Origin of the sequence: Collinsella sp. AF37-9, assembly GCF_003475115.1 — a bacterium.
Classification (GTDB): Bacteria; Actinomycetota; Coriobacteriia; order Coriobacteriales; family Coriobacteriaceae; genus Collinsella.
Genome location: NZ_QROQ01000001.1, coordinates 18,207 through 32,727 on the forward strand (window position 1 = coordinate 18,207; position 14,521 = coordinate 32,727).

At 61.1% G+C, this 14,521-nt stretch carries 9 protein-coding genes; 5 read left to right on the forward strand and 4 right to left on the reverse strand.

Annotation, left to right across the window (positions count from 1 at the left end):
- Nucleotides 1-79 precede the first annotated feature (79 nt).
- The 5 genes from DW024_RS00080 to DW024_RS00100 all read left to right on the forward strand — a co-directional run bounded on the left by DW024_RS00080 (nucleotide 80) and on the right by DW024_RS00100 (nucleotide 8,620).
- On the forward strand, nucleotides 80-1,228 hold the full coding sequence (locus tag DW024_RS00080; RefSeq protein WP_118376652.1) for a glucose-1-phosphate adenylyltransferase: 1,149 nt from the start codon (nucleotides 80-82) through the stop codon (nucleotides 1,226-1,228).
- Between the two features lie 4 nt (nucleotides 1,229-1,232).
- A complete protein-coding gene (gene glgD / locus DW024_RS00085; protein ID WP_117583495.1) occupies nucleotides 1,233-2,360 on the forward strand; it encodes a glucose-1-phosphate adenylyltransferase subunit GlgD in 1,128 nt (375 codons plus the stop codon).
- Between the two features lie 90 nt (nucleotides 2,361-2,450).
- On the forward strand, nucleotides 2,451-4,781 hold the full coding sequence (gene glgA, locus DW024_RS00090; RefSeq protein WP_233541283.1) for a glycogen synthase GlgA: 2,331 nt from the start codon (nucleotides 2,451-2,453) through the stop codon (nucleotides 4,779-4,781).
- A gap of 217 nt (nucleotides 4,782-4,998) precedes the next feature.
- Nucleotides 4,999-8,295 (forward strand): 4-alpha-glucanotransferase, encoded by a 3,297-nt coding sequence (locus DW024_RS00095; RefSeq protein WP_118376654.1) that lies wholly within the window; start codon nucleotides 4,999-5,001, stop codon nucleotides 8,293-8,295.
- Nucleotides 8,296-8,383: 88 nt separating this feature from the next.
- On the forward strand, nucleotides 8,384-8,620 hold the full coding sequence (locus DW024_RS00100; protein WP_117583493.1) for an FmdB family zinc ribbon protein: 237 nt from the start codon (nucleotides 8,384-8,386) through the stop codon (nucleotides 8,618-8,620).
- Nucleotides 8,621-8,760: 140 nt separating this feature from the next.
- On the opposite strand, the gene DW024_RS00105 is transcribed toward DW024_RS00100, so the two are convergent.
- The 4 genes from DW024_RS00105 to priA all read right to left on the reverse strand — a co-directional run bounded on the left by DW024_RS00105 (nucleotide 8,761) and on the right by priA (nucleotide 14,417).
- A complete protein-coding gene (locus tag DW024_RS00105) occupies nucleotides 8,761-10,161 on the reverse strand; it encodes an RsmB/NOP family class I SAM-dependent RNA methyltransferase (protein ID WP_118376655.1) in 1,401 nt (466 codons plus the stop codon).
- Nucleotides 10,158-11,078, reverse strand: a complete 921-nt coding sequence (fmt, locus tag DW024_RS00110; protein ID WP_118376656.1) for a methionyl-tRNA formyltransferase — start codon at nucleotides 11,076-11,078, stop codon at nucleotides 10,158-10,160. The genes DW024_RS00105 and fmt overlap by 4 nt, the downstream gene beginning before the upstream one ends.
- Before the next feature lie 330 nt (nucleotides 11,079-11,408).
- Nucleotides 11,409-11,945, reverse strand: coding sequence for a peptide deformylase (gene def, locus DW024_RS00115; protein ID WP_117654708.1), 537 nt, complete (start codon nucleotides 11,943-11,945; stop codon nucleotides 11,409-11,411).
- A gap of 18 nt (nucleotides 11,946-11,963) precedes the next feature.
- A complete protein-coding gene (priA, locus tag DW024_RS00120; RefSeq protein ID WP_118376657.1) occupies nucleotides 11,964-14,417 on the reverse strand; it encodes a primosomal protein N' in 2,454 nt (817 codons plus the stop codon).
- Between the last annotated feature and the right edge of the window lie 104 nt (nucleotides 14,418-14,521).

Below are 14,521 nucleotides of genomic sequence, written 5' to 3' on the forward strand. Positions count from 1 at the left end.
GCATTACTCGACGGGCGTGACGTTGCGCCGCGCCCGTCGCTAATGGGTTTAGGAACATCGATGACAGAAGGAGAAATCGATGAGTAAGAAAGAATGCATCGCGATGCTCCTCGCAGGAGGACAGGGCAGCCGATTGGGGGCACTCACCCAAAAGATCGCTAAGCCGGCGGTTAGTTTTGGTGGCAAGTTCCGCATTATCGACTTTTCGCTGTCCAACTGCTCCAACTCTGGCATCGACACGGTGGGCGTTCTGACGCAGTACCGTCCCTACCTGCTGCATGCCTACGTGAGCTCTGGCGAGGCTTGGGATCTGGACAGCCGCGACGGCGGCGTGTCGATTCTGCCGCCGTATGAGACGCAGACCGGCGGCGCCTGGTATGCGGGCACGGCCGACGCCATTACGCAGAACCTCGACTACATCAAGGCCAACGACCCCAAGTACGTCCTGATTCTTTCGGGCGATCACCTGTATCGCATGGACTACCGCAAGATGCTCAAGACGCACATTGAGAACAACGCCGACCTCACGGTGAGCGTTATGCCCGTGCCTTGGGAGGAGGCCAGCCGCTTTGGCATCCTGACCACCGACCCCGAGGACGGCCGCATCACCAAGTTCACCGAGAAGCCCGATAAGCCCGATTCGAATCTCGCGTCCATGGGCATCTACATCTTCTCGGCCGACGTGCTGATCGAGGCGCTCGAGGAGGACGCTCTAGACCAGCGCTCGAGCCACGACTTTGGCAAGGACATCATCCCCAAGCTGCTCGGCGAGGGCAAGCGCCTGTACAGCTACGAGTTCCACGGCTTTTGGAAGGACGTTGGCACCATCGCCAGCTTCCACGAGACCTCGATGGACCTGCTGGGCAACAACCCCGAGTTCGATTTGTTCGACAAGCACTTCCCCATCATGTCCAACATCACCACGCGTCCGCCGCACTACATTGGCCCGGACGGCCGCCTGGACGACTGCCTGGTCTCCAACGGCTGCAAGATCTACGGCACCTCTCGCCACTCGATCCTTTCGACCGATGTCATCATCGAGGAGCGCGCCGTGGTCGAGGACTCCGTGCTGCTGCCGGGTGCGCACGTTAAGAGCGGCGCGCACATCTGCCGCGCTATTTTGGGCGAGAACTCCACGGTCGAAGAGGGCGTGAAGCTCGGCTCTGTCGATACCACCAAGGATACGGCCGTCGTTGGAAATGACGTCGTTATCGGGAAGGGGGAATGATCCGATGATCAATCGCAAGGCCATCGGTTATATCACCGCTAACTACTCTTCGACCTACGGCAGCGTGCTGCTCAAGGACCGCCCCATCGCGTCCGTTCCGTTTTTGGGCCGCTACCGCCTGATCGACTTCCCGCTGTCCAACATGATGAATGCCGGCATTAAGACCGTCGGCGTCGTCATGCCGGGCAATTACCGCTCGCTGATCGACCACGTGGGTTCGGGCAAGGACTGGGGCCTGGACCGCAAGAAGGGCGGCCTGTTCATGGTGCCCGGCAACGCGTATGGCACCACCAAGGGCGGCATGCGCTTCCTGCTGCGTGACATCATCTCCAACAAGACGCTGTTCCAGCGCTCGGACAAGCCCTATGTTGTGATGATGGGCACCAACATCATCTTTAACATGGACCTCAATACCATCATCGACGCGCACGAGAACTCCGGTGCCCAGATGACCGTGGTGTACTGCAAGGCCACGCGCAACGTCGATGACGAGACCAAGCTCGAGATTAACGAGAACGGTCGCCTGACGGGCGTGAGCGCTGGCGTCGTGTACGGCGACAACGCCTCTATGGACTGCTGCATCGTCAACCGCGATACGCTGCTCGAGATCATCGACCACTACCAGGCCGCCGACTATCTGGACCTGCTCGAGGCACTCCAGGGCGACTTTGGCAACATCGACGTGTGCAGCTACGAGTACAAGGGCGAGGTCGTGGGCGTGTTTAGCGAGAAGTCACTGTATCGCCGCAGCATGGACCTGCTCGACCAGACCGTGGCCGACCAGCTCTTCGATCCCGAGCGCCCGATCCTGACCAAGGCTCACGACGTGCCGCCTTCGCGCTATGCGACCGGCAGCCACGCGTGCAACTCGATCATCTCGGCCGGTTGCATCATCAAGGGCACCGTGCGCAACTCGATCCTGTCGCGCGGCGTCGTGGTCGAGGAAGGCGCTTCGGTGACTAACTCGATCATCAACCAGAGCTGCATCATCAAGAGCGGCGCACGCGTCGAGAACGCCATTCTGGACAAGAACAACGTGGTTCCCACCAACACCGAGCTTCGCGGCACGCCCGAGAACATCCTGGTGCTGGGCAAGGCTCCGTTAACTTCCGACACCACCATCGTACGTTAACGTTGGCACCGCAACATCGCTCGTAACAGGTAGAATAGCCGCCCGGTTAGCGCCAGGCGGCTATTCTCGAATTGCAACATGGGAGACAATATGGCAGATTCCAGCAAAAAGATGCAGATCGTGTTTGCCTCGGCCGAGTGCGCACCGTTTGTTAAGACCGGTGGCCTGGGCGACGTGGCGGGCTCGCTGCCTGCGGCGCTTGTGCGCGCCGGCGCCGAGGTCATCGTGATGGTGCCCAAGTACGCCACCATCAAGGACGAGTACAAGGCGCAGATGGAGCACTTTGCCGACTTTTACGTGAGCCTGGGCTGGCGCAATGAGTACTGCGGGCTCGAGAAGCTTGAGCACGACGGCGTCACCTATATGTTCGTTGACAACGAGCGCTACTTTGCGCGCGACTATCCGTACGGCTTCTTTGACGACGGCGAGCGCTTCGCGTTTTTCTCCAAGGCTATCACCGAGAGCCTGCAGCACCTGCCCGAGGGCTTTGAGTGCGACATCCTGCACTGCAACGACTGGCAGACGGCACTAGCGCCCGTGTTCTTGCGCGAGTTCTACCAGGGACTGCCGCTGTACGACCGCGTCAAGACCGTGTTCTCGATCCACAACGTGGCGTTCCAGGGCCAGTTTAGCGACACCGTGATGGAGGACATCCTGGGTGTGGCGCATATTCCCGCGGCCGCCACGCAGTTGCGTTGCGACGCCTGCAGCATCAACTACATGCTGGGCGCGCTGCACTATGCCGATGCCATCACCACGGTGAGCCCCACCTACGCGGGCGAGATCCAGACGCCCGAGTTTGGCGAGGGCCTGGACGGCGTACTGCGCGAGCGCTCCTACGCACTGCAGGGCATCCTCAACGGCATTGACGTGGCGGCCTTTGACCCGGCAACCGACAAGCGCATTGCCGCCAACTACACGGTTGACGACCGCGCGGGCAAGGCCGTGTGCAAGGCCAAGCTGCAGGAGGAGCTGGGGCTCGAGGTTCGTGACGATCGTCCGCTCATGGTAATGGTCACGCGCCTGACGCGCCAGAAGGGCTTGGATCTGGTCATGTACGCGCTCGACCGCATTTTGGCCGGAGGCGTGCAGGTGGCGGTGCTGGGCACCGGCGACCGCGACTACGAGGACGGTCTGCGCTACTTCCAGGACAAGTACCCCGGCACCATGGCCGCGCGCATCGAGTTTGACCCGGCGCTGTCGCAGCGCATGTACGCTGCCGCCGACATGTTCCTGATGCCTTCGAAGTTTGAGCCCTGCGGCCTGTCGCAGATCATCGCCATGCGCTACGGCACCCTGCCCATCGTGCGCGAGACCGGTGGCCTGAAGGACACCGTGCAGCCGTACAACGAGTTTACCGGCGAGGGCACGGGCTTCTCGTTTACCAACTTTAACGGCGACGAGATGGGCGACGCGGTGTTCCGCGCGGCACGCCTGTTCTGGGACAACCGCGATGCCTGGAACCAGCTGGTCACGCAGGCCATGAGCCAGGACTTTAGCTGGACGCGCTCGGCCGACAAGTATCTGGACCTGTACTTCTTTATGCATCCGGAGATTGAGAGGCCGGCGGCTGTTGTCGACGAGCCTGAGGCTGTTGCTGAACCGGTGGCCGCCGAGGAGCCCAAGGCCGAGGAGAAGCCTGCTGAGGCTGAGCCCGCAAAGGCCGAGCCTAAGGTGAAGGCTGAGGTTGCTCTTGAGGCAAAGGACGAGGTCAAGCCCGCTGCAAAGCCCGCAGCTAAGAAGACCACGACCCGCAAGACGACCGCTAAGAAGGCTACGACGACCAAAGCTGCCGCGACTAAAACAACGGCTGCCAAGACAACGACCACGCGCAAGCGCACGACCGCCGCTGCCAAGAAGGCCGCCGAGGCCGAGGCTGCTCCCGAGGTAAAGGCCGAGGTCGCTGAGGCCAAACCGGCCGCCAAGGCTCCGGCAAAGACCGCTGCCAAGAAGACAACCGCGACCGCCAAGAAGACTACAGCTGCCAAGAAGACCACGGCAACGAAGTCGACGGCCGCCAAGGCTACTGCGACCAAGGTCGCTCCGAAGGCTGCCGCAAAGCCCGCCGTCAAGGTCGAGGAGACGCCTGCCGAGCCCAAGGCCGAAGCAGCTGTCGAGGCCAAGCCGACCGCCAAGACCACCACGCGCAAGCGCGCAACGACGACGGCCAAGAAGACCACGGCAAAGGCTGCCGCTCCTAAGGCAGAGGCTATGACCGCCGCCGTCAAAGAGGAGACCAAGCCCGAGGCAAAGCCCAAGCCGGCACCGAAGGCCGCTAAGGTCAAGACCGCTCCGAAGACTACGGCAAAGGTCGAACCCGCCAAGGAGGCCCCGGTCTCCCCCGCCGCTTCGACCGAGGAAAAGGCTCCGACCAAGAAGACCTCCGTCCGCAAGGCAACGGCCACCCGCAAGCGTCGCTAGCCCACAGACGATCCAAAACCTCATCAAACCCTAAGCAAGGGGCGCTCCAACCGGGTGCCCCTTCTCTGTAGGTAGTGGTAAAACGATTTTCTAGGACAACCGTTCGCCGATGGTAAACGGATGTTGTTTATACACCCTGTGTACTACAGATATACTTACATCTTAGGCGTAAAACCCATGGCCCGCAGGCCATGATTCTATTGAACTGGACCGTACTATGAGATTGATACACAACAGCCGTCTACCGCAGTTTCGCACTCCGTTTGGCGCTGTGACCACTGGAACTTCCGTTGCACTCTCGGTGATTTTGGAGGATGCCGATCCCAACCAGGCAACGCTTACGCTGCGCACCTGGGTAGATGAGATCGGTGAGTCTCGGTATCCCATGACGCACGAGGGCGACGGCATATTTACCGTAGAGCTTGAGTGCACCGAGCCCTGTCTTATCTGGTACAGCTTTATCTGCAATATCGAGGGCCAGCCCGAGGTTCGCCTGGGCGCGCCGCAAGGCCGCACCGGCGGCGAGGGCGTAACCTACGGCTACGCCGAGGTGCCGTCTTTCCAGATTACCGTCTATAAGCACCGCGAAAACCGCCCCGCCTGGTACGAGCGCGGCATGGTCTACCAGATCTTCCCCGACCGCTACGCCCGCGACGAAAACTGGCGCGAGCGCACGCTGGCCGAAGTCGAAAAACCGCGCAACGGAATCCAGCGCCGCATGGTCGAGGACTGGAACGAGCCGCCCGTATACGAGCGCGCCGAGGACGGCTCCATCAAGACCTGGGACTTCTACGGCGGCTCGCTCAAGGGCATCCAAAATGACCTGTCCCGCATCGCGGAGCTGGGCTTTACGGCCATCTACCTCAACCCCATCTTTGAGGCCGCGAGCAACCACCGCTACGACACGGCCGACTACACCAAGATCGACCCAATCCTGGGCACCGAGCAGGACTTTACCGAACTGTGCCAGGCGGCCGAGAAGCTGGGCATCTCCATCATCCTGGACGGCGTTTTTAACCATACGGGTGACGACTCCATCTATTTCAACCGCTACGGCAACTACCCCGGCGTGGGCGCGTGGCAGAGCGAGGACTCGCCATGGCGCGATGCGTTTTATTTCCACGAGGACGGCTCGTACGACTGCTGGTGGGGCGTGGGCAATATGCCCGCCATCAATGAGAGCTCCGAGCTGGTACGCGAGCGGCTCCTGGGCAAGGACGGCGTGATCCGTAAATGGCTACGTGCCGGCGCTCATGGCTGGCGCCTAGACGTGGCCGACGAGCTTTCGGACGATTTCCTGACCGAGATCAAGAAGGCCGTACTTGCCGAAAAGCCTGACGCGCTGTTGCTCGGCGAAGTCTGGGAAGACGCCTCCAACAAGATTAGCTACGGCCATCTGCGTCGCTACCTACAGGGCTCCGAGTTGGACTCTGCTATGGATTACCCCTTCCGCGACATGGTCATCGGCTTTTTGATGGGCTACAAGAACGCCTACGAGGCCGCTGAGGATATCGAGACCCTGCGCGAGAACTACCCGAGCGAGGCATTGTCCTGCGCGCTCAACCTGCTGTCGAGCCACGACCGCCCGCGTATCATCTCGGTGCTCGGCGGCGGCCCCGACGAGTCGCAGCTGCCCGAGTGCGAGCGCAGCAAATGGCGCCTGGACGAGAACTCGATGGGCCTGGCCAAGAGCCGTTTTTGGCTCGCTACGCTCATGCAGATGACCTTCCCCGGCGTGCCTTCGATCTACTACGGCGACGAATACGGCCTGGAGGGCCTAACCGATCCGGGCAACCGCCGCACCCTGCCGACCAAGGACCAACTGCACGACTTCGACACGCTGGCTATTGTCAAAAACGCCTCCGCCGTACGCCGCGCACTGCCGTTTATGATCGACGGCGAGATCAAGGCCTTCGCGCTCAACGACGAGGTGCTGGCATACAACCGCACGGGCAAGGATGGCGAGTCCGCGACGGTTATCATTAATCGTAGTCTGCGCAATTCGCACCGCGTGACGATTCCGGCGCTCGACGAATGCGCGAGTGACGTGATCAGCGGTCACGAGTGCGAGATCCACAACGGCACGGTCACGCTCGATTTGTATCCGCTGGGCTCGTCGATCATCTATCACCATGCCGAGCAGCGCTTGCAGGAGCCGCTCGATCACGGCGCGGGCGTTGTGTGCCATATCACCTCGGTACCGACCGATGACGGCAAGCCCGGCACGATCGGCGCACCCACGCGTCGCTTTATCGATCATCTGTCCGCTATGGGCATGCGCTACTGGCAGGTCCTGCCTGTCAACCCAACGGACTTCTTCCGCTCCCCTTACGCCGGGCCTTCGGCCTTTGCGGGCAATATTAACCTGCTGCCCGAGAGCCAAGAGGAGCTGGCGGCCGACTTTGAGACTTGGAAGGCCCGTGGCGGCGAAGATGCCGATCCGCTCTACACCGCGTTTAAACATCGCAACGCCGATTGGCTCGAGAAATACTGCGTCTACACGGCCGTTAAGAAGTACTTTGAGGGCGAGTCGCGCCACGATTGGCCGGCGGATGTCGCGCGCTACAACGAGCACCTGATTGACGACAAGCGTTTCCACGATGAGGCAGAGCTGCAGGCGTACATGCAGTACCGCTTTGACCTAGCCTGGTGCGAGCTCATGAACTACGCGCACAAGAAGGGCATCGAGGTCATCGGCGATATCCCGATGTATGTCTCGGACGATTCGGCCGATGCATGGAGCGAGCCCGAGAACTTCTGGCTGTCCGATACCGGTAAGGCGATTGAGATTTCTGGCGCGCCGCCCGACAACTTTGCGCCCGAGGGCCAGGTGTGGGGCAACCCGACGTTCCGCTGGGACCACATGAAGCAGAACGGCTATAGCTGGTGGATGGATCGCCTACGTCGTGCGTTTTCGCTCTACGACCGCGTGCGCCTGGATCACTTCCTGGGCTTCCACAGCTACTTTAGCATTCCCGCGGGTAAGGCCTGCGCCGACGGGCGTTGGCTGGCAGGCCCGGGCAAGGACCTGTTCCAGACCGCCTATGACGAGCTGGGTCCGCTCAACTTTATCGCCGAGGACCTGGGCTATCTGACGCCTGGCGTTCGTGCGATGGCTTCGACCTGCGGCTTCCCCGGCATGGACGTGCTGGAGTTTAGCGACTACGACGTTCGCTGCGGAATTCATCCCACACCGGGCAAGATCCTGTACACCTCGACGCACGACACCTCGACGCTTGCCGGCTGGTGCACGCGCTCCTTTGCGGGTGGCGACGAGCCGAGCGGTGTTGAGGTGGCAGCCAAGCTGATGAGCGACGCGCTGACAAGCGACGCTCCCCTGGTGATGATGCCGCTGCAGGACGTGCTGGGGCTTGGCGACGACACGCGCATGAACGTACCGGGCGTGGCCACGGGCAACTGGACCTGGCAGGCCGATGAGGGAGATGTTGAGGCGGCTGAGGATAAAACTGCACAGCTCCTGCGCAACACCCATAGATTCTGGGGCGAAGCGTGATAAAACCCCCGATATAGGGTACAGTTACAGACGTTTGAATTATTGCGGGCAGAGTAATCTGCCCGCTTTGTGCTGAAAAGGAAGTATTATGGCGCGCTACGATTACAAGTGCTCGAGCTGCGGCAACGTGTTTGAGGTTGAGCACCCCATGTCCGAGACCCCCGAGGTCGTGTGCCCCAACTGCGGCGCTCCGGCCGCCAAGACGTTCTCGGCCAGCGGTATTAAATTTGAGGGCAGCGGCTTCTACAACACCGACCAGCGCAGCGGTGGCTCAAGCACCAGCGCCACGAGCGGTTGCTGCGCCAACTGCCCGCACAGCCACTAGAAACCAATCAGCCCCGCGACCAACACCAATCGCGGGGCTGATTCTTTAGCTGCCCAGGTTCCTTATGAGTTGCGGTGAAAGAAGGACTTTATGGCGGGTAGATGCCGCTATTCAATCCCTATTTCACCGCAACGTAGTAATTACTTGTGGACCAGCCTGGCGCAAAAGTGGCCGTCGTAGGAATCGGCGCTTACCGGCACGCTTTGGAAGAGGCCACGATCGTTCTGGCGTACGGATACGAGCTTCTTGGCCTGATCGAACTCGGGGAGTTGCAGAATCTGCGCTTCAGAGAGCGGCGCCACGGTAAAGCCGGCGCCCTCGGGAGAAGCCAGGAAGGCATCCACGACCTGCGCGTTCTCCTCTTCAAAGACCGAGCAGGTGGCATAGATGAGCTCGCCGCCGGCAGCCACGCGCGTAGCGGCTTCCTTGAGCATCGTAAGCTGCAGCTTGGGCAGCTCAACCGTCACATCCTTTTCGGTCAGGCGCCACGGGATCTCGGGATGACGACGCATGGTTCCGGTGCCAGAGCACGGCGCATCGATAAAGACCGTATCGAACTTAACCGGCTCGCCAAGCATGGCATCAAACGACGTCAGTACTTCATCAAGCTCGCAAGCATCACCCGAAACCGTACGAACGCCCTGAATACCTGCCTTATGCAGGCGAGCGAGATTCTGGTCGCACTTGCGATCATGCAAATCGAGCGCCGTATGCTGACGCTCATAGCCCGCACGCTTGGCCTGGCACATCATCACATAGGTCTTGGTGCCACGGCCGGCACCAATCTCAAGGCAGCAACCAGGGCGCGTGGCAGCTGTGGCGATAAGTTGCGCGTTGAGATCAGAGGCCACCGCGGCAGCACGCTCAAACACACCCGAAGCAACGGTAACCTGGGCATCAACCGGGGCATGGCAGCCCGGGAAGACAGGCGCGACGAGCTGCGAGATATACGGATCGGGCTTGGAAGCAAAAGCGTTCTCATGCAGGGCCAGCGGCGCGGGGGCCAGATTGCCGGCAAAGTTAAGCGCACCCTCTGGCGTGTCAAACGATGCCATAATGCGAGCGCACAGCCATCGCGGCAAGCCCATCAGGCGAGACAGGCGAACCAAGCGTCGCTCAGACTCATCGGCATCCACCGCGGCGGCAAAATCATCGACGTTGTCCGCAACCTTATGCAGAACGGCGTTCGCCAGACCGGCGGCGGACTTAGCACCGCAGCGAACCAGCTCAACTCCCTGACTTACGGCAACGCGGCCAGGCGAATGCAGGTAGAGCATCTCGAAGGCAGAAATACGAAGCGCCATGCGAACGCGCGGCGCAACCTTTTTGGGCTTATCGAGAAACTGATCGAGCAGCTCGTCCAAAATACCCTGCGTGGCGGCAACACCCAGCGCCAAGCGGGCGGCAAAAGCGGAATCGCGCTGGTCAATAGCCTTGGCCGATGCGCGAGAGGACAGCACGTCGCGTGCATACATGCCGCGGCGATCGGCCTCCATCAGCACATCGAGCGCAAGCTTGCGCGCGGGAGACAGCCTGCTCATGACAAAACACCCCAGATAAGATCGGCACCCTGCAGGCCAGCAGACCAAGCAGAAGCAGTCATAGCACGCTTGCCATCGGGCTTAACCTCGAGCAGTTCAACCGAGCCATCAGAAAGGCCCAGGTAAACACGCTTGGTCTTAACGAGAACCTGACCCTCGCCGAGCGACACATCAGCCGCCGCAGCATCGAGCACACGCACGGTCTTGCCGGCAATCACGCAACGAGCAGGCGCGGTATCGGACGAAGCGAGCACATGACGCACGCAATCGAGCGCCGCCATTTGCGGATCCAAGCGCATCTCCTGCTTAGAAATCTTGGCAGCATGGGTAACGAGCGCCTCATCCTGTTCAGTCCACACGGCAGTGCCATCGGCAAGAGAGGGAAGCGTATCGGTAAGCAGTTTGCCGCCGAGCTCAGCGAGCTCCATGGTCAGCGCCTCAGCATGCTTACCGGCAACCGAGGTCGAGGCCTGCGCACAATAGGCGCCGGTATCCACGCCATGCCCAATGCGCATAATAGAAACGCCAGCAATCTCATCACCAGCAAGAATGGCACGCTGAATAGGAGCAGCCCCACGCCAACGAGGCAGCAAGGACGCATGAACATTCACAATACCAAGCGGCGCCATATGCAGCACCTCATCAGGCAAAATACAGCCATAAGCAGCCACACAGAAAATATCAGCCTGGGCAGCCTGGAGCACCTCAACAACCTCAGGCGTCATACGATTAGCCTCAACAACCGGCAACCCCAGCTCAAGCGCCTTAGCCTTAACAGGAGACGGCTCTAGCTTCTTACCTCGCCCACGAACAGCATCGGGACGAGTAATAACGAGCGCAACCTCATTACCAGCCGCAACAAGCGAAGTCAAAGAAGGCACAGCAAAATCAGGCGTACCCATAAACACAATACGCATAAAAGTTAGTCTCCTCTCAATAACGAGCCGAGACGGCTACAAAAAAGCGTTCTTGGTCGCAAGCGCGCCCAGCCGCAAGAATAGTTCAACAGAAACAAATATACCCAAAAACAAAGAAAGAGCCGCATAAAAGCAGCCCTCCCAACAAAGCACCTATCAGCGAAGACGCCCCTCCCTGGCCCGACGGCACCCGGGCGAAACGAAGAGCGACAACGTAGTCCCTGGGATGGGGCCCACACATATCGTCCCGCGCGCAGTTTCGCAGCAAAGCGAGAATGTTTGAGCACGGGATGATATGTGTGGGCCCCATCCCAGGGACGGACAATTAACCTACTCCGTCTCGCCCGGTCGAGCGCCGCGGGCCAGGGCGTCCTGGTACTCCTTGACTGCCTTGATCCTCTGCATCGGCTTCAGTCGCTCGAACATGGTGTTGCCGTGCAGGTGATCGATCTCATGCTGCAGGCACACGCAGAACAGATCGCCCGAGGCCTCATAGCGAATCAGGTTGGCGTCCAGGTCATACGCCTCGACGACGACATGGTCGGGACGCTCGATCTCGCAGCTAATGCCAGGAATGGATAGGCAGCCCTCGCTATACGGAACGAGATGGTCGCTTTGCTCGACAATCACGGGATTGATGAGCACGTACGGGTCGTAGTCGTTCTTGTCGCTGTAGTCGCAGTCGATGGTGACGAGCTGAATAAGCTCGCCGATCTGCGGAGCAGCCAGGCCGCAGCCGCCGTTCTCGAACATCATCTTCTTCATCTTCTCGGCAAGCGCCTCGATCGCCGGGGTGATCTCCTCGATGACGGCGCACTCCTGGCGCAAACGAGGGTCGGGCGACAGTACGATTCCGTTGGCTTCCATGGCCATCCTTTCAGGTTGTTACATCAAATCATAGGCGTCGACGTCAACGCTCACGCTCACGCCGCGCACGGAGCCCACCTCTTTGAGGCAGGCGTCGATATCATCAGAGACATGGTACCCCACGGGCGACTTCACAAGCAGATGGAAGCGGTAACGGTCCTTGGCTCTCTCGATTACACACGAAGCCGGGCCCAGCACCTGCGGCACGGCACTCCCTGCCCGCAAAAAATCGGGCGCGGCGGCATGCCAGCGACGCTTAAGAAGCTTTGCAATGCGCCCAATGTAGTCCTGCGCGTCATCCGCGTTCGCCGACCACACCAAAATGTTGACCAGGCGCACAAAGGGCGGATACAGCGCGTCGCGCCGCTGGTCAAGGTCGTAGTCGGTAAAGATAGAACGGTCGTGCTCGGCGACGGCGCGAATGACCGGATCCTCGGGCAGGTAGGTCTGGATGATCACCTCACCGGGACGATCGCCGCGACCGGCACGGCCGGCGACCTGCTCCAGTAAATCGTAGGCGCGCTCCCCTGCTCTAAAATCGGGCAGCTTTAACGCAAAGTCTGCATTGACCACGCCCACAAGCGTGACCTCGGGAAAGTCGAGGCCCTTGGCAATCATCTGGGTGCCCAGCAGCACCGCGCAATCGGCGGCATCGAACTGCTCGAGCAGCTTTTTGTGCGCATCCTTGCCGCGCGTGGAATCGGCATCCATGCGGATGATGGCGACGTCCTCGGGCAGCATCTGGTGCAGTGCGTCCTCGATCTGCTGCGTGCCCAGACCCATTTTTGCAAGGTAGCGACTACCACATTTGGGGCAACGACTCGTGGGCGCGGGATACGGCTGCACGCGCCAGGAGGATCCGCATGTGTGACATTGCAGCGTGTGCGTGCGCTCGTGATACGTAAGGGCGGTGGAGCAGTGGTTGCAGGTGGGGACGCAGCCGCACTCGCGGCACATCAGGAACGGCGCAAAGCCGCGGCGGTTATGCAGCAGCACGGCCTTCTCGCGCCGCTCTACAACGCGCTCCAGGCCTTCCATCAGCGGTTTAGAGAACATTGAGCGGCTGCCGTGCGAAAACTCGCGGCGCAGGTCGGCAATGCGAACCGTGGGCAGGACCGCGTGCCCCGGGCGTTCGGGCATCTCGACGCGCGTCCACGTGGCACCGCCGTACGTTCCGCGACGGCAGCGGTCGAGCGCTTCGGCAGAAGGCGTGGCCGAGCCCAGCACGAGTGGGCAGCGGTAGCGGCGCGCCATCTCGGCCGCCACCTCGCGAGCGTGGTAGCGCGGACTGGAGCCCTGCTTGTAACTAGTCTCGTGCTCCTCGTCGATGATGATGAGGCCCAAGTCGCTGAGCGGGCAAAAGAGCGCCGAGCGGGCGCCGACCACCACGCGGGCCGCACCGCTGGCGACCATATCCCACTGGTCGAGACGCTCGCCAGCAGAAAGACGCGAATGGAAAACGGCCACCGTCTCGCCAAAGCGCGAGCGGAAGCGGCCGACGGTCTGGGCCGTCAGCGAGATCTCGGGCACCAGCACGCAGGCAGAGCGACCGGCTGCGAGCACGCGCTCGATGGCGGAGAGGTAAACCTCGGTTTTGCCGGAGCCGGTGACGCCGTCGACCAACACCACGTCGCCATGAGCGTCCAGACGGGCGCGCTCAATCTGCGCGAGTGACCGTTGCTGGCCGTTGGTAAGGGAGACCGGCGCCTTGCCGCTTGCCGAGGACAGCGTGGTCTGCTCGCTGCAGCCACGCCAGGCGCGGCGCTCCTCCACCACCACGACGCCGCGCTTTTCGAGCGCTTTGATGGTCGCCGACATGCTGTTATAGAGAAGATTAAGGTCGCGAGTCGTAACCGGGCCGCACTGCAGCGCCTCGATGAGCTGGCGCTGACGGACCGCGGTCTTGGGCGGCGTATAGTCAAAGCCTTCGGGCGTAAGCATCACCCAACGATTTTGGATAGGCTTGACGGCGGGCCGTTCAACAGTCCACGCATCGTCGTCGCCCTTGACCACACGCGGGCTGCCGCCCGGGGGCAAAAACAGGCGCAGGCACTCGGAAAGCGTCGCGACATACTCGCGGCTCATCCAGCGTGCGATGCGGGCAGCCTCGGCGGTAAAGAGCGGTTTGCTGAGGATGGCCTCGATGGGCTTGATGCGCACGGGGTCGAGGGCGTTGTTACCCTGCAGGTCGCGCAGCTCAGGCGCAATGTCGACGATATAGCCCGCGGCGGCACGGTTACCAAAGTGGACCAGGACCGTGGATCCGATCTGGACCTCGTTGGCAAGGGACTGGGGAATGCAGTAGGCGAATGGCTCGGACAGCGCTCGGGTAGGAATGTCGAGAACCACGCTCGCGTAGGCAGCGATGGGCTCAGGTGCAGGCTTAGGCTGAGCCGAGGCAGCGGCAGGCATGAGCTTCACCAGAGCCTCCTCCGGTTCCGGAGAACCAAACAGCGACAGTTGTTGAGCCATACACCACCTCTAACGAACGGACCTGAAAGGGGTGGGACAAAATAATCAGTAGAGTTTGTCCCATGGCCGATACGAGTGTCGAGCTTGTTGCGTCATTCGAACAT